Annotated in this window: 19 protein-coding genes; 6 read left to right on the top strand and 13 right to left on the bottom strand. The window is 57.5% G+C overall.

Features of this window, described 5'->3' with window-relative positions; genetic code table 11:
* Positions 1-47: 47 nt before the first annotated feature.
* Both AC3WP4_RS22560 and AC3WP4_RS22555 read right to left on the bottom strand, forming a co-directional pair.
* On the bottom strand, positions 48-368 hold the full coding sequence (locus AC3WP4_RS22560; RefSeq protein WP_074875314.1) for an I78 family peptidase inhibitor: 321 nt from the start codon (positions 366-368) through the stop codon (positions 48-50).
* A 165-nt stretch (positions 369-533) separates the two neighbouring features.
* Positions 534-839, bottom strand: coding sequence for a hypothetical protein (locus AC3WP4_RS22555; protein WP_102615202.1), 306 nt, complete (start codon positions 837-839; stop codon positions 534-536).
* Between the two features lie 132 nt (positions 840-971).
* Here AC3WP4_RS22555 and AC3WP4_RS22550 point away from each other — a divergent pair, with 132 nt between their 5' ends.
* Complete coding sequence (locus AC3WP4_RS22550; protein WP_074875309.1) at positions 972-1,178, top strand: hypothetical protein; 207 nt, start codon at positions 972-974, stop codon at positions 1,176-1,178.
* 38 nt (positions 1,179-1,216) lie between these two features.
* On the opposite strand, the gene AC3WP4_RS22545 is transcribed toward AC3WP4_RS22550, so the two are convergent.
* The 8 genes from AC3WP4_RS22545 to AC3WP4_RS22510 all read right to left on the bottom strand — a co-directional run bounded on the left by AC3WP4_RS22545 (position 1,217) and on the right by AC3WP4_RS22510 (position 8,885).
* Positions 1,217-2,245: a nucleoside hydrolase gene (locus AC3WP4_RS22545; RefSeq protein WP_074875307.1), complete on the bottom strand. Its 1,029-nt coding sequence runs from the start codon at positions 2,243-2,245 to the stop codon at positions 1,217-1,219.
* A 43-nt stretch (positions 2,246-2,288) separates the two neighbouring features.
* Positions 2,289-2,693 carry a D-ribose pyranase gene (gene rbsD / locus AC3WP4_RS22540; protein WP_074875305.1) on the bottom strand — a complete coding sequence of 135 codons (405 nt, stop codon included), beginning with the start codon at positions 2,691-2,693 and terminating at the stop codon, positions 2,289-2,291.
* Positions 2,690-3,607, bottom strand: a complete 918-nt coding sequence (gene rbsK, locus AC3WP4_RS22535) for a ribokinase (protein ID WP_074875303.1) — start codon at positions 3,605-3,607, stop codon at positions 2,690-2,692. The genes rbsD and rbsK overlap by 4 nt, the downstream gene beginning before the upstream one ends.
* A 57-nt stretch (positions 3,608-3,664) precedes the next feature.
* Positions 3,665-4,684, bottom strand: coding sequence for a LacI family DNA-binding transcriptional regulator (locus AC3WP4_RS22530; protein WP_102615203.1), 1,020 nt, complete (start codon positions 4,682-4,684; stop codon positions 3,665-3,667).
* Positions 4,685-4,687: 3 nt separating this feature from the next.
* Positions 4,688-5,665: an ABC transporter permease gene (locus AC3WP4_RS22525; protein WP_008145645.1), complete on the bottom strand. Its 978-nt coding sequence runs from the start codon at positions 5,663-5,665 to the stop codon at positions 4,688-4,690.
* Complete coding sequence (locus tag AC3WP4_RS22520; protein WP_102615204.1) at positions 5,662-7,215, bottom strand: sugar ABC transporter ATP-binding protein; 1,554 nt, start codon at positions 7,213-7,215, stop codon at positions 5,662-5,664. The genes AC3WP4_RS22525 and AC3WP4_RS22520 overlap by 4 nt, the downstream gene beginning before the upstream one ends.
* A 56-nt stretch (positions 7,216-7,271) precedes the next feature.
* Positions 7,272-8,228: a sugar ABC transporter substrate-binding protein gene (locus tag AC3WP4_RS22515; protein WP_102615205.1), complete on the bottom strand. Its 957-nt coding sequence runs from the start codon at positions 8,226-8,228 to the stop codon at positions 7,272-7,274.
* Positions 8,229-8,423: 195 nt separating this feature from the next.
* Positions 8,424-8,885 carry a hypothetical protein gene (locus AC3WP4_RS22510; protein ID WP_074875296.1) on the bottom strand — a complete coding sequence of 154 codons (462 nt, stop codon included), beginning with the start codon at positions 8,883-8,885 and terminating at the stop codon, positions 8,424-8,426.
* 349 nt (positions 8,886-9,234) lie between these two features.
* Between AC3WP4_RS22510 and AC3WP4_RS22505 the strand changes: the two genes are divergently transcribed.
* From AC3WP4_RS22505 to AC3WP4_RS22495, 3 genes are all read left to right on the top strand, one after another.
* Complete coding sequence (locus AC3WP4_RS22505; protein WP_074875294.1) at positions 9,235-10,323, top strand: asparaginase; 1,089 nt, start codon at positions 9,235-9,237, stop codon at positions 10,321-10,323.
* Between the two features lie 171 nt (positions 10,324-10,494).
* Entirely contained in the window at positions 10,495-10,785 is a 291-nt protein-coding gene (locus tag AC3WP4_RS22500) for a DUF1654 domain-containing protein (protein WP_074875292.1), read from the top strand.
* Between the two features lie 4 nt (positions 10,786-10,789).
* Entirely contained in the window at positions 10,790-11,479 is a 690-nt protein-coding gene (locus AC3WP4_RS22495) for an endonuclease (RefSeq protein WP_074875290.1), read from the top strand.
* Between the two features lie 213 nt (positions 11,480-11,692).
* On the opposite strand, the gene AC3WP4_RS22490 is transcribed toward AC3WP4_RS22495, so the two are convergent.
* A complete protein-coding gene (locus tag AC3WP4_RS22490; protein ID WP_102615206.1) occupies positions 11,693-12,058 on the bottom strand; it encodes a penicillin-binding protein activator LpoB in 366 nt (121 codons plus the stop codon).
* 250 nt (positions 12,059-12,308) lie between these two features.
* Between AC3WP4_RS22490 and csrA the strand changes: the two genes are divergently transcribed.
* The gene (gene csrA, locus AC3WP4_RS22485) at positions 12,309-12,503 is read left to right on the top strand and encodes a carbon storage regulator CsrA (RefSeq protein WP_007938114.1); all 195 of its coding nucleotides are present in this window, start codon (positions 12,309-12,311) and stop codon (positions 12,501-12,503) included.
* Positions 12,504-12,682: 179 nt separating this feature from the next.
* Here csrA and AC3WP4_RS22480 read toward each other — a convergent pair whose 3' ends face one another.
* Positions 12,683-13,138: a DUF2214 family protein gene (locus AC3WP4_RS22480; protein ID WP_102615207.1), complete on the bottom strand. Its 456-nt coding sequence runs from the start codon at positions 13,136-13,138 to the stop codon at positions 12,683-12,685.
* Positions 13,139-13,310: 172 nt separating this feature from the next.
* Here AC3WP4_RS22480 and AC3WP4_RS22475 point away from each other — a divergent pair, with 172 nt between their 5' ends.
* On the top strand, positions 13,311-13,523 hold the full coding sequence (locus AC3WP4_RS22475; protein ID WP_074875284.1) for a hypothetical protein: 213 nt from the start codon (positions 13,311-13,313) through the stop codon (positions 13,521-13,523).
* 98 nt (positions 13,524-13,621) lie between these two features.
* On the opposite strand, the gene AC3WP4_RS22470 is transcribed toward AC3WP4_RS22475, so the two are convergent.
* Positions 13,622-13,816: a hypothetical protein gene (locus AC3WP4_RS22470; protein WP_074875283.1), complete on the bottom strand. Its 195-nt coding sequence runs from the start codon at positions 13,814-13,816 to the stop codon at positions 13,622-13,624.
* Between the last annotated feature and the right edge of the window lie 40 nt (positions 13,817-13,856).

The raw sequence follows: 13,856 nt of genomic DNA, 5'->3' as shown, positions 1-13,856 counted from the left end.
GTCCATGTGACGGGGTTTTTTATGGGCGAAACAAAAGCGCGAAATGATCAGCCACAGTTGACTCGGGTCACAACCCGGCTGGCATCGGTGTTCAGGTTAAGACGATCGGAGCGGTACTCCAGGGTCACCATGTCGGTGGGCAAGAGGAACCGTGCATTTTGCGCACCTGCGCGAGTGCGTGCCTGCTCCAGCAGTTCAGGCGAAGCCTTTTTGCCAATGGTGAATTCGGCAGCTTTTGCCTCACAACGGCTGTGGCCCGTGTCAGTCGTGGTGACAGGGTCTGTTGTCGACTCGGTGGAGGTAGTGCTGCAACCGGCCAACATGGCAACGGCGAACAAAGTACCCAATGACGCGAGCTTCCAAGGCATGAAGCCTCCTTTTTCAATAGTTAAGCTGAGATCGTGCGACCGCCAATCTGGCGTTTTGTTTCACGGAGAGTACTAGCACCCTGCCCTCTATTGGGACACGCGGCGAGTTTGCCTGAGCATTGCCCTGCCGTTTACCACTCAATCGTGACTGAATATGAACAGCGCTCAATAGACGTCAATGTAGTCAAACGGCGGAATCGGCCAGTTCTCTTTCAGCGCGTTGAAAATCTGCATGACCCATACCTCGTCACTGGCCGCGACCAATCCTACATAACCGGAACCCTTGGCCCACGTCTCCAGACGAAACAACAGTCCACTGATATCAGTACCGCCTACAACGCCTGACGAAATGTAGGCGATGCCGCCCTTGGTGACTCGCAATTGAGTGTGCTCATCGTCGCTGGAAGAGGCCAGCAGCTGACGCACCGCCTCAAGGGTCAAGCCGTCAGGAGTGTTCAAATCGATCTGCACAGCACAGTCCTTGAAAAATCGTCAAAGACCAAGTGTCGCATAGCCCTCCCCTCATGCCTAAGTCGGAGTGTCAAAAGCAGCCCAAAATGGTTTACTCGACACTCAGACTTTCCCGACTTCACGAGCGCCATCATGACCACCGTAAGCATCGACGCCGACATCAAAGCCAAGTGGCCCCAGGGCCACAGCTCTTACAGCCCGGGCAGTCCGGAAGAGTTGGCGATCATTGGTATCGATCTATTAGTCAAGGAATTGGGAACCCAAGCCGCCCAGATATTCATCGCACAGGTATTCGAGAAGTACCCTGCCGACTTTATTGGCCTGATAGATAGCGAGTAAAGGTAAAACCCGCAGGCTGGCACCTGCGGGTATATGGCTTACTTCAGGCGAGCCAGACGCTCGGTCAGCAGGTCAAAGAAGCCCTGGGCGTCGCCACTTTCTACCCAGAAAGCGTTTTTCGGCGCTTTCAAGCCGTCATACCAGTCGACGATGGTTTGGCCGAACGTCGGGCCTTCACGACTATCAACCACCACATTCACCGAGCGACCGGTGAACAGCTCCGGCTTGAGCAGGTAGGCGATGACCGTCGCGTCATGCACCGGGCCACCCGGAATGCCGTAGTGCTCCATGTCGCCTTTGACGTACTCATTGAGAATATCGCCCACCAGCTTGCTGGCATTGTTGTTGATAGCCGCGATCTGTTTAAGACGCGCGTCACTGGTGAGAATCTTGTGGGTTACGTCCAGCGGCAGGTAGGTCAGCTTCACTCCGCTTTTCAGCACCACTTCTGCAGCCTGTGGGTCGGCGAACAGGTTGAACTCAGCCACCGGAGTAATGTTGCCACCATTGAAGTGCGCCCCGCCCATGATCACCACTTCCTTGATGCCCTGAACGATCTCAGGTTCCTGGATCAGCGCCAGGGCCAGGTTGGTCTGCGGACCGAGCATGGCGATAGTGATGCTGTGGGGCTTGGCGGCTTTCAAAGTGTCGATCAGGTAATTGACCGCATTGCCTTGGGCCAGGCCTTTTTTCGGCTCATGTACGGTGACGCCCGAAAGTCCTTCCTTGCCATGGATGTTCTCGGCATAGATCGGCGTACGCATCAGCGGCTTCGGAGCGCCCGCGTAGACCGGCACCTCCTCGCGTCCCGCCCACTCGCGGGCCAGTCGCGCATTACGCGAAGTCTTGTCCAGACGCACATTGCCGGCGACGGTGGTCAGCGCACGAATGTTCAGCTCTTGCGGCGATGCCAGCGCAAACAGCAAGGCAACCACGTCATCGGCACCCGGGTCGGTGTCGATGATCAAGTCGATCTTTTCCGCCGCCTGGGCGCTTGTTGCGGTAATCAGGGACAAAAGCAGCAAACTCCGGAGCAGGTGGTGCAGTTTCTGAGCATAGCGGTACATAGCGCACTCCTTGTGCGTGGGACAACAGAAAGACAACAGCGAGTTAGAACGTAACCCCTGCCACCAGCACGATGTTGCAGTACGGCTGACATTCGCCCGTACGAACAATCGCCCGTGCCTGTCGGCTGAGGACTTTGAACTGGTCATGACTGAGCAGCTCACGCCGACCCAGCGCACCGTCGGCATTCAGCTCATCGAGCGTTGCCAATGCCGAAGGCTTTTTGCCCAGGATCTCATGGGCCAATACATGGCTCTCGACCTGCATTTCGCTGAGCACAACCTTCAATGTGCTGACGAAGTCCGGGATACCGTGGGTCAGGGCCAGGTCAATCAGCTCAACGCCTGGCGGCACCGGCAGACCCGCGTCGCCAATTACTACTATGTCGCCATGGCCCAGGGAGGCGATCAGCCGCGATAACGCGACATTGAGCAAAGGGGTCTTTTTCATGGTGCGTTAAAGGCCTGTACGTCGGACAAGTTGGGAATCGAGGGTTGCGCGCCAGCACGGGTCACCGACAGCGCGGCGGCGACCTGGCCGAAACGGATCGCGTCGGCTTCGCTTTTGCCAGCCGCCAGCGCAGCGGCGAAACCACCGACGAAGGTGTCGCCAGCCGCCGTGGTATCGACAGCTTTCACCTTCGGCGCAGGGAAGTGCTCGAAGCCTTTGCCGTTGGCAAACAGCGAACCTTGAGCACCGAGGGTGATGATGACCTTGCCGGCGCCCAACGAGATCAGCCGGGATGCAGCGGTTTCGGCAGATGCCAGGGAATCCACTGGCACACCACTCAGTGCCGCAGCTTCGCTTTCATTGGGAATCAGATAATCGATGGACGCGTACCATTCCGCCGGCAGCGGACGGCTGGCCGGCGCCGGGTTGAGGATCACGGTCTTGCCCAACTCACGGCCGCGCTTGAGCGCATGACCGACCGTGGCATCCGGGACTTCCAGCTGGCAGATGATCACGTCCGCCGCCTGCAACACGGCGTCGAAACGATCAATTACCTCTGCAGTCAGCGCACCGTTCGCACCGGCAACGATCACGATTGCGTTCTGGCTGTTGTCATCGACCACGATCAACGCTACGCCACTGGAATCGTCGACGGTGCTGACCGCTTGGCAATCGATCTGCTCAGCCAACAGCGCCCCGCGCAATTGTTCGCCGTAGGCATCGCTGCCCACGCAACCAACCATCGACACCTGCGCCCCCAGTCTCGCCGCGGCAACTGCCTGATTCGCGCCCTTGCCACCGGAAACCGTGGCAAACGACTCGCCGATCAGCGTTTCACCACCACGGGGCAGCCGTGGCGCCCGGGTGACCAGGTCCATGTTCAGACTGCCGATAACCACTACTTTTGCTGGCATGCGTCACTACTCATCAATTCTGTTTCAGCGGTGCTGTTGATTTTGCGGCTTTCTATTTCAACGGAACTGGGCGAACACGCCGGCCAGCGGCGCAGTCGACTCCCGCAGGACAATACTGGGCGTCACGATCCGTTGATCGGTGGCCATGTCCGGCGTGGCGATTCTTCTTAAAAGCACTTCGGCCGCCATCTCGCCGAGCTGCAGGATCGACTGCCCCACGGTGGTCAGCGCCGGGTACACATAGCGGCTCATTTGAATATCGTCGAAGCCGATTACCGACAGTTCCGTCGGCACGCGAATATTGCGCTCGGCCGCTGCTCGCAGCACGCCGATACCGATCATGTCGTTACCGGCAAAGATTGCGCTGGGCGGGTTGTTTTCCAGCAGGATCGCGGCAGTGTTGTAACCGCCAGTACTGGTGAAGTCGCTTTCCAGCATGCGCTCGCGTGCTACTTCGACACCTGCCTCTTTCAGGGCACGGCAATAACCGGCCAGACGCATCTGCGCCACACTGGTACTCGCCGGGCCACCAATGGTTGCGATGTCCCGGTGCCCCAATTCCAGAAGGTGGCGGGTTGCCAGATAGGCGCCGTATTCGTGATCGATCCGCACCATGTCGGCATTCACACCTTCCAGTCCACGGTCGACGATCACCATCGGCGTGCGCACGCCCGCCAGGCCCTCCGCCAGCCCCGCGTCACCGCCCGCCGAAGCGACAATCAGCCCGTCGATGCGCTTTTCCAGCAGCACGCGCAGGTAACTGCGCTGCTTGTCCGGGTTGTCATCGGAGTTACAGAGAATTACGCAGTAGCCATTACGCTCGCAGTAATCCTCGATGCCGCGCGCCAGTTCGGCGAAGTACGGGTTGAGGCTGTTGGGCACCAGCAGTCCGATGGTCGCCGTGGTTTTGGCCTTGAGGGACCGGGCCACGGCGCTGGGCACGTAGTCGAGGGTTTTGATCGCGGCCTCAACCTTGACCCGCACCTCTTCGCTCACCGGCCGGGTCTTGTTCACTACGTGGGAAACCGTGGTGTAGGAAATCCCCGCGAGCGCTGCCACATCCTTGATTGTTGCCATGTCTCAGGTCCGCCGGCTTGCGCGCTGACTGCGATAAGTATCAAGCACCACCGCCACCACGATCACTGCGCCGGTGATGATGCGTTTGGTGGGTTCAGTCGCGCCGATCTGCGCAAGACCGGCCGCCAATACGGAGATGATCAGAACCCCGAAGAACGTACTGATGACCGAACCGCGACCGCCCATCAGGCTGGTGCCGCCGATCACGACCGCGGCGATCACTTGCAGCTCCAGCCCGGAGCCGGCATTCGGATCCGCCGCTTCCAGACGGGAAATCTGGAACAGCGCGGCAATACCGGCCAGCAGCCCCATCAGACTGAATACCAGAATCTTGTAGGGCTTCGGATTGATCCCTGCCAGACGCACCGCCTCTTCGTTGGTGCCGATGCCGATCAGGTAGCGACCGAACACGGTACGCGTCAGCACTGCCTGGGCAATGAAGATGATCAGCAAGGCAATGATGAACGACGGCGAGATGCCGAAGGCGATCGGATTGGACAACCAGGCGAAGGCGTCGCCGATATAGGCCGTGCGCGACCCGGTCATCTGATACGCCACACCGCGGGCCATTTCCAGCACGCCGAGTGACACGATGAACGACGGAATCCGCCACGCCACAGTGATCGAACCGGTGATGGTCCCGGCCAGCGCTGCAGCCGCCATTCCGAGCAGCGCCGCAGGCAGCACGCTCCAACCCCAACCGAGAATCGCCACGCTGACCGTTGACGCCGCGAGCGCAAGCACCGAACCCACCGACAGGTCGATGCCGCCGATGATCAACACGAACGTCATGCCGACCGCCAGCACCATCAAGTCTGGAATCTGGTTGGCCAGGGTGCTGAAAGTGTCATAGGACAGGAAATGGCTGCTCAGAACCGAGAACAGCGCAACCATTGCCAGCAAGGCACCGGCCAGCCCCAGATAGGTACCGAGGCCATAAAAGTTGCCACTACGTTTGCCGGCAGTCACTGCAGTATTCATGCGAGATCCCTAGGCGCTGCTTCGTTGAGCAACGCGTCACGTTTTTGGTAGCCGGCGAACGCGGCGGCAAGCAAATCATCCTGGGTCCAGCTGTCACGCTCGAAGGTGTCGATCAGACGTCCCGCCGAGAGCACGCCGATGCGGTCGCAGATCAACATCAGCTCACGCAGGTCGCTGGACACCACCACCAGCGCTTTGCCTTGACGGGTCAGCTCACCGAGCAAGGCGTAAATGTCAAACTTGGCGCCGACATCGATGCCACGCGTTGGCTCGTCGAACAGCATTACCGAGCAATCACGCTCAAGCCAGCGGCCGATCACGACTTTCTGCTGATTGCCGCCGGACAGTTCCGACACCAATTGCGTCGGGCTGGAGCTGCGGATGCGCATGGCGTCGACCTGACGCTGGGCCAGCGCCATCTCGTCACCCTTGTTGACAATGCCCGCGCTGGAAATCACCGGCATATTGCCCAAGGCAATATTCGCGCTGATCGACTGGGTCAGCAGCAGGCCTTCGCCCTTGCGATCTTCGGTGATCAAGGCGATGCCATGACCGACCGCGTCAGCCGGCGACCGGATACTGACAACCTGTGCTGGCGAGCCGAGTGCAACCGTGCCGCTGTCCGCTTTATCGGCACCGAAGATCAAGCGCAGCAACTCAGTGCGCCCTGCCCCGATCAAGCCGGAAATCCCGTAGATCTCGCCGGCGCGCACCTCGAAGGACACATCGCAAACCTTGTCGGAGCGGGTCAGCCCTTTGACCGTCAAGGCTGGAGCGCCGATCTTGCGCGGGCCCATATCGATGTGTTCGCCGAGTTCACGACCGACCATCAGCGTTACCAGTTGCTCGCTGTTGTAATTGGCCATCGGCTCGACGCAAACCAGGTTGCCATCGCGCAGTACCGCAATACGCTGAGCGACCCGCGCCAGTTCTTCGAGACGGTGCGAGATATAGATGATCGACACGCCGCGAGCTTGCAGGCGAGTGATCTGCTCGAACAGCATCTCGACTTCACGGTTGGTCAACATCGCGGTCGGTTCGTCGAGGATCAGCACGTGGCAATCGCCGATCAGATTGCGGGCGATCTCCACCATTTGCTGGTGACCGATGCCCAATTCGCCCACCAGCGTGTCCGGGTCAATCGCGTCGAGGCCGACCTGGGCCATCGCTTCGATCGCCGCCTTGCGCAATTGCTTGCGACTGATCCAGCCGCCATTGCTGGGCAAGTTGTCGAGAAACAGGTTTTCCGCCACCGACAGGGTCGGCAACAGATTGAGCTCCTGCATCACCATGCGAATGCCGAGGTCTTCGGCCTGAGCGCGGCTTGCGGGGCGGTAATCCTGCCCCTGGAATTGCATGTGGCCGGTGGTCGGCGTGACCAGCCCGCCGATGATCTTCGACAGCGTGCTTTTCCCCGCGCCGTTTTCGCCGGTCAACGCCAGCACTTCACCGCGCATCAGCGTCAGGTCGATGCCGGTCAGGACCGGTTGGGCGTAGGTCTTACCGATACCGCTGACCGAGAGGACAGCGTTCGGGGCGGAAACTGACATAAAAACTCTCCATGCGCTCGCCCCGACGGGCGAGCACCGTTGTGTCGCCAGAAGGACTACTTGGTAACCAGCTCTACCGGAGTTTCGATCACACCATTGGTGCCGCTGTCGACTTTTTCACCCTTGATGATCTTCAGCGCAGTCTCGATGCCGAACACGGCTTGCTTGGCCGCAAACTGGTCAGCGGTGGCCAGGACACGGCCATCCTTGAGCATTGGCTTGATGGCGTTGATGTTGTCGTAACCGACCACTTGCACCTTGCCGGCCTTGCCCGCTGCGCGCACGGCAGATACTGCGCCGACGGCCATGCTGTCGTTGCCGGCCAGCAGGGCTTTGACTTGCGGGTACTCGCTGAGGATCGAGGCAGCCACTTTGTTGCCCTTGTCGATTTCCCAGTCACCAGACTGCAAAGAGACGACCTTGATCTGCGCCGCTTCCATCGCATCCTTGAAGCCTGCGGTTCTTTGCTGTGCGTTGGTGGTGGTTGAAACGCCTTCGATGATGCCGACTTCGTCTCCGGCCTTCAGTCGCTTGGCCAGGTACTCGCCCACCAGACGCGCGCCTTTGCGGTTATCCGGGCCTACGAACGGTACGGTGATGTTTTTGCTTTTGACCACAGCCGGGTCCAGCTGGTTGTCGATGTTGATCACGGTGATACCGGCATCGATGGCTTTCTTGATCACCGGAACCATGGCCTTGGAGTCAGCCGGCGCGATGACCAGCGCATTGACCTTGGCCAGAATCATTTGCTCGACGATACGTGTCTGGCCTGCCGTGTCGGTTTCGTCTTTGATGCCGTTGGAGATCAGCTCGAAATCGCCGGAGTGGTCTTTCTGATAGGCCTTGGCGCCGTCTTCCATGGTCAGGAAGAATTCATTGGCCAGGGATTTCATGACCAATGCGACTTTGGGTTTTTCAGGCGTCTCGGCGAAGGCCGAAGAGACGGGTAACGCGACGGATGCGGCAGCCAGCATAGCGACAGCGAGAAGACGTCCAGCGAATGGCAGCTTCATGGGTTCACTCCGATCTTATGATTATTTTGAGCAACGCTTGCGCTGGCGTAGGCTTCATTGTGCTCACAGATGGATAACCACCGCGAGCACCGCGCAAACGTTTGCGAGACCGAACTATGCGAACCCTGCCGACATTTGTCAACGAGCAGAGAGGACCATTTATTTGAACTGGCTGGCAAAAGCCGGGCATTCAAGTCATGCCGTGGTGTTGACCACCGTTCCGGTGCTGGAACCCTTGGCCAGTTCCTTGACCAGGGCCGCGGACACTTCCAACAACGCCCCATTGGTGTCGGCAATCTGTCCTTGAAATGCCATGACCACAGTGGCCTTGGCTTCCGGTGTCGGATAAGACGCCGCCTGCGCTGCGGCTAATTGTTGCTGTTGCTCGCGCAGTTGCTGTTGTAGCTCTTGCATGCGTTTGAGCAGGACTTTCACCGCCACACTCTGGTTGCTCTCGTCTGGGGTTTCGGTCTGCGCGCCCGCGCTTTTATCCAACCCCAAAGGGCCAGTCTTGACTTGATTACCATCGCCTTCCATTGTGCCCAGCGCTTTGTCGGCAGCCTCTACGGTGGCGTCATTCAAAGCTCGGATCGTAGCGGCGGATTTGCCACCAATGGTGACGCCTGCAGCGTTTGAGATACCAATGGATAACGACATGTGAACTCCTGAGTAGAAAGATCCTTTAAAGGAGCATCGACCGAAGCGCGGGTTTCTTTAGCAATGATTCGTAATCTTGCAAGACGATTTGCTCGACAGAGGTTGTAGTACTTTTCGGAGAGCCGAACACAAACACTCAACGCGTTCGGAAACCCGGACAACCGGCGGTGCACTCCCTCCGGAGACACAGATAAATATTTATATAAATCATCAAGTTAAAAGTTTTTCTCATTCAAAGTACGACTGGTACAGATCCTGCTCATCTCATTCACCCCAAGCGTTCAGATCCGCTGGGGGCGCATCTAGATGAACCTGCATCAGCACCGTCTCACTACTAGAGAGAAAAATAATGACATCTGCTTTCAAGACCTTCGTTCCGGGCGCTTTGGCCCTCTTGCTGCTCCTGCCTACTGCCCTTCAGGCAAAAGAAGTCGAAACCCAACAGAAACTGGCAAACGTGGTGATCCTGGCCACCGGCGGCACCATTGCTGGCGCGGGCGCCAGCGCCGCCAATAGTGCGACCTATCAAGCGGCAAAAGTCGGCATCGAACAATTGATCGCCGGGGTTCCGGAACTCAGCCAACTGGCTAACGTTCGTGGCGAACAGGTCATGCAGATCGCGTCCGAAAGCATCACCAACGAAAACCTGCTGCAACTGGGTCGTCGCGTGGCCGAACTGGCAGACAGCAAGGACGTCGACGGCATCGTCATCACCCACGGCACCGACACCCTGGAAGAAACCGCCTACTTCCTGAACCTGGTGGAAAAAACCGACAAGCCAATCATCGTTGTCGGCTCCATGCGCCCGGGCACCGCCATGTCGGCCGATGGCATGCTGAACCTGTACAACGCAGTGGCCGTGGCCAGCAGCAAAGAGGCTCGCGGCAAAGGCGTACTGGTGACCATGAACGATGAAATCCAGTCGGGTCGTGACGTCAGCAAAATGATCAACATCAAGACCGAGGCATTCAAAAGTGCCTGGGGCCCGCTGGGCATGGTGGTCGAAGGCAAATCCTACTGGTTCCGCTTGCCGGCCAAGCGTCACACCATGGACTCGGAATTCGACATCAAAAACATCAAGAGCCTGCCTGATGTCGAAATCGCCTATTCCTACGGCAATGTCAGCGATACCGCTTACAAAGCGTTGGCTCAGTCTGGCGCCAAAGCCATCATTCACGCCGGTACTGGCAATGGCTCTGTCTCGTCCCGTGTAGTCCCATCACTGCAAGCCCTGCGCAAGGACGGCGTGCAAATCATTCGTTCGTCCCACGTCAACGCCGGCGGTTTCGTACTGCGTAACGCTGAACAACCAGACGACAAGTACGACTGGGTTGTAGCGCACGACCTGAACCCGCAAAAGGCTCGCATCCTGGCCATGGTCGCACTGACCAAGACCAACGACAGCAAAGAGCTGCAGCGGATGTTCTGGGAATACTGATTGGCCCTCGCCCGACCGGCTCCGGTAGGGCACCGCTTCCACCACTCGCCAAACCCAGGCGAGTGGCTTACAAGCCCTCCCGATATTTCGATAAAAATTTTCCCTTCGTCCTACACCAAACGGAAAAAATTGCTGTCAGAGGATTTTCTTGAATTTTAAGCAGTTGCGAAAATGCTTACAGTTAAATACTGTATGCACGTACAGCTTAATAAGGATAATTCCGTGGCCAACACCTCTGCCTCTCCTGACTCCTATGCACGCATGGGTATGCGCGTTCAAAAAATCATCAATTCCCCCTCCGCCCAAAAAGCCAAAGCAGCGTTGATCTTCCGTCTGCCGGACGAACCCGTGGATGAGTGGGAACAATTGCTCGAAGAAATCGACGAGAACGACAACGTCACCCTCGCCTATCGCGACGATGGCGGCGTGCAGATTTTTTGGGTTGTGCCGAAGGAAGATTGAGTCAATGAGTGTCCGCTGGCTTGCTTTGCTGTTTTTGTTCATCACCCTCGGCGCCCAGGCTGGCGCCCCACGCACCTTCAACGAAGCCAAGAAAGTGGCCTGGAAGCTCTACGCACCGCAATCCACAGAGTTCTATTGCGGGTGCAAATACACCGGCAACAAGGTCAACCTCGCAGCCTGCGGTTATGTACCGCGTAAAAACGCCAAGCGCGCTTCCCGCATCGAGTGGGAGCACATTGTTCCGGCCTGGCAGATCGGCCATCAGCGTCAGTGCTGGCAAGAAGGTGGGCGCAAGAACTGCACGCGTTATGATCCGGCCTACCAGAAGGCCGAAGCCGACCTGCACAACCTGGTGCCGAGCATTGGCGAAGTGAATGGCGATCGCAGCAACTTCAGTTTCGGCTGGTTGCCGGTGCAGTCGGGCCAATATGGCTCGTGCCTGACCCAGGTCGACTTCAAGGCGAAGAAGGTCATGCCCCGCCCGTCCATACGCGGCATGATCGCTCGAACGTATTTCTACATGAGCAAGCAATATGGTTTGCGCCTGTCGAAACAGGATCGACAGCTCTACGAAGCCTGGAATAAAACCTATCCGGTAGAGGCCTGGGAACGACAGCGCAACCAAAGCGTGGGGTGCGTCATGGGACGCGGCAACGAGTTTGTCGGCCCCGTCGATATGAAAGCCTGCGGTTAAGCGCTCGCTGAAAACACAAAAGGCCTCGGGCTTGATATCCGAGGCCTTTGTTCGTTTCTAACCGCCGGCTTTGTGGTAGCGCCAGTAGCCCATCAGGCTGAGTGACTTCTTGGCATCTCCACGGCGATCCAGCCGTAGAAGCCATCACGGGCAGATTCGGCCGTTTCCCAGAGCGTCACGCATCAAATGAGGACTGCGTCTGGAAAAGGATTGTTACTGGGCTACGGGATGGTCGACAACCAACAGTTCGATGTTCTGTTTCTTCGCCCGGGTGAGCGCCGCGCGCACTTCTGTCTGTTTGGCTTCGGCCTCTGCTTTCGAACCGAATGGCCCGAGCAGAATCCGGGTCTTTCCATTTTCCTTGACGATATTGGAAACGAAACTGTGCTCAATCAACCAGCCGCTCAAATCGCTGACCGCCTGAGGTGTTTCGCCTCGAACTTCAAGATCCCATTGCGGACCGGAGACCACCGAAGGTGCAGTCGCGGCTGCCGGTTGCGGCTTTTGCGCGTCAACACTCTTGCCTTCACCGCATCCCGCCAGCGCCAATACCGCAATTACCAAGACCATTTTGCGCACAACGCGTCCCTCAGAATGCTTAAAGCGGCGATTTTAGCATCCATGAATACTTCCCGAGTGCCGCAAAATGGGCTTAAAACAACGAGAATGATGGTTGCGGCCTCTGTATAGTTACGCCTTGGGAATTAATGCAGCATCTGCGCGTCAGAAAGAGGCACCCAAACCATGAGACTTCGCACTAATCTATAGATACCACCGACCTCTGCACTGTCCGAATCAGGTGCCCTACAAAGCAATCAAGGAGAAGACCATGCTGATACTCACCCGCAAAGTCGGTGAAAGCATAAATATTGGCGATGACATTACGATCACCATTCTGGGCGTTAGCGGCCAGCAAGTCAGAATAGGCATCAATGCCCCGAAAGACGTTGCGGTTCATCGCGAAGAAATCTATCAGCGCATTCAGGCTGGCCTCACTGCTCCAGACAAACCGCAGACTCCCTGAATCCTGTTGCAGTCAGTAGCCAGCCCGTTCGTTACAGCGCAATGGCTGGCTAAAGATTCATGCTCGGCATTTTGCTGGGCACTCGCCTCCTCCCCGATTACGTGAAGCCGATGCTACCGGCTTCGGCCACGCCGTGACTGTCAGATTATTCGCTTTAACCCCGACGAATCCCGCCGTTCTTAGCCGAAGGTCACGCCGCGCGCCATGCCGGTGGCCGCAATCACCATCAACATCAACAACAGCGCTTCGACATGGCTGATGCGTGCAAACAGCTTGGCTCGACCCTGGTCAATCGAAGCGCCCCTGCCCAAGGCGATCCGCCACTTGATCAAGGTGATCATGGGGGCCACTTCAAGCAGCAGAATGATCACGAACAGCGTCATCTTCAAATGGAACAATGGCTGATGAAGGTAATAGTCAGTGCCTTTTTCGTACCCGCCGAAGGCCCGCATCAAACCTGTGATCAGCAAAATACCCGCACAGATGCCCCATACGTTATCGGCAACCAGCACACTGCGAACCGGCGCCGTACCGACAGCCAGGCGGCTTAACGCCGCACCTCGGGTGAGCACCGCCCAAAGGCCCAAGGCAACAGCCAAGAGATGGATCGCCGCAAGAAACCAGTGAAACAGCATAGGGATGCTCCAGACAGGGACAAGGAAACGGGCTTGTCAGTAGTAGTCCAGAATCTGGAAATCTGCCTGCAGGCCGTGACATGACTGGCGAAGAGCCAGCTATCCCCCTATCATGCCGCCCACTGGCCCTTGCGTAAGGAGCCAGAGGATAAACATTCAAAAGGGAATAGACGTGAAAGAGTTCGTAATTGGCGTAAACAACGTTGTTCTGTACGTCGCACTGGCCGTTATCTGGATCGTCGCAGTGGTCATGATCTTCGTTCAGGGCTTCTGGTCCGGGGCAGGCGTCTTCATTACCGGCACCCTGACGTGGTGCATCATCTCCGGCTTCTGGTTCGTACAGTCGGCGACTTATGAAGAACTGAAGAAGCTGAACGCCAAGTAAGATTAGTTTTAGTTGGTAGGGCCTACCAAGCAGGTCCGACAGGATCTTCTTGCACGAGATCCAGATGTGAAGAGCCCAGCGCGATGGCTGGGCTCTGGTTATTTTCTGTTTTCCATCATCTTGTCGGCGAGAGCTTTGGCCCTTTCAATCAACAGATTCTGCCTGTCTTCATGCGTAGCGCCTCCTACAACCGGTGCCGTCAAATTGCTTTCCGCAATCAACGCAGCGCAGAAGTATTGATCCCAAACAGCTCTGTCCTCAGATACCTGCTTGTTCATTTGGTCGGCGATCATATGCGGCTCCTTTTGATGAGGTAGCACCGCTATCTTACGC

Source organism: Pseudomonas sp. FW305-20 (genome assembly GCF_058788075.1).
This window is presented reverse-complemented; position numbering and strand designations above follow the sequence as displayed.

Excerpts from the sequence above, each read along its gene's own strand:
- rbsK (WP_074875303.1), bottom strand. The coding sequence starts at position 3,607 with ATGCCAGCAAAAGTAGTGGTTATCGGCAGTCTGAACATGGACCTGGTC.
- csrA (WP_007938114.1), top strand. The coding sequence starts at position 12,309 with ATGCTGATACTCACCCGCAAAGTCGGTGAAAGCATAAATATTGGCGAT.
- AC3WP4_RS22515 (WP_102615205.1), bottom strand. The coding sequence starts at position 8,228 with ATGAAGCTGCCATTCGCTGGACGTCTTCTCGCTGTCGCTATGCTGGCT.
- AC3WP4_RS22495 (WP_074875290.1), top strand. The coding sequence starts at position 10,790 with ATGAGTGTCCGCTGGCTTGCTTTGCTGTTTTTGTTCATCACCCTCGGC.
- AC3WP4_RS22500 (WP_074875292.1), top strand. The coding sequence starts at position 10,495 with ATGCTTACAGTTAAATACTGTATGCACGTACAGCTTAATAAGGATAAT.
- AC3WP4_RS22530 (WP_102615203.1), bottom strand. The coding sequence starts at position 4,684 with ATGGCAACAATCAAGGATGTGGCAGCGCTCGCGGGGATTTCCTACACC.
- AC3WP4_RS22545 (WP_074875307.1), bottom strand. The coding sequence starts at position 2,245 with ATGTACCGCTATGCTCAGAAACTGCACCACCTGCTCCGGAGTTTGCTG.
- AC3WP4_RS22480 (WP_102615207.1), bottom strand. The coding sequence starts at position 13,138 with ATGCTGTTTCACTGGTTTCTTGCGGCGATCCATCTCTTGGCTGTTGCC.
- AC3WP4_RS22525 (WP_008145645.1), bottom strand. The coding sequence starts at position 5,665 with ATGAATACTGCAGTGACTGCCGGCAAACGTAGTGGCAACTTTTATGGC.
- AC3WP4_RS22470 (WP_074875283.1), bottom strand. The coding sequence starts at position 13,816 with ATGATCGCCGACCAAATGAACAAGCAGGTATCTGAGGACAGAGCTGTT.
- rbsD (WP_074875305.1), bottom strand. The coding sequence starts at position 2,693 with ATGAAAAAGACCCCTTTGCTCAATGTCGCGTTATCGCGGCTGATCGCC.
- AC3WP4_RS22505 (WP_074875294.1), top strand. The coding sequence starts at position 9,235 with ATGACATCTGCTTTCAAGACCTTCGTTCCGGGCGCTTTGGCCCTCTTG.
- AC3WP4_RS22560 (WP_074875314.1), bottom strand. The coding sequence starts at position 368 with ATGCCTTGGAAGCTCGCGTCATTGGGTACTTTGTTCGCCGTTGCCATG.
- AC3WP4_RS22550 (WP_074875309.1), top strand. The coding sequence starts at position 972 with ATGACCACCGTAAGCATCGACGCCGACATCAAAGCCAAGTGGCCCCAG.
- AC3WP4_RS22510 (WP_074875296.1), bottom strand. The coding sequence starts at position 8,885 with ATGTCGTTATCCATTGGTATCTCAAACGCTGCAGGCGTCACCATTGGT.
- AC3WP4_RS22520 (WP_102615204.1), bottom strand. The coding sequence starts at position 7,215 with ATGTCAGTTTCCGCCCCGAACGCTGTCCTCTCGGTCAGCGGTATCGGT.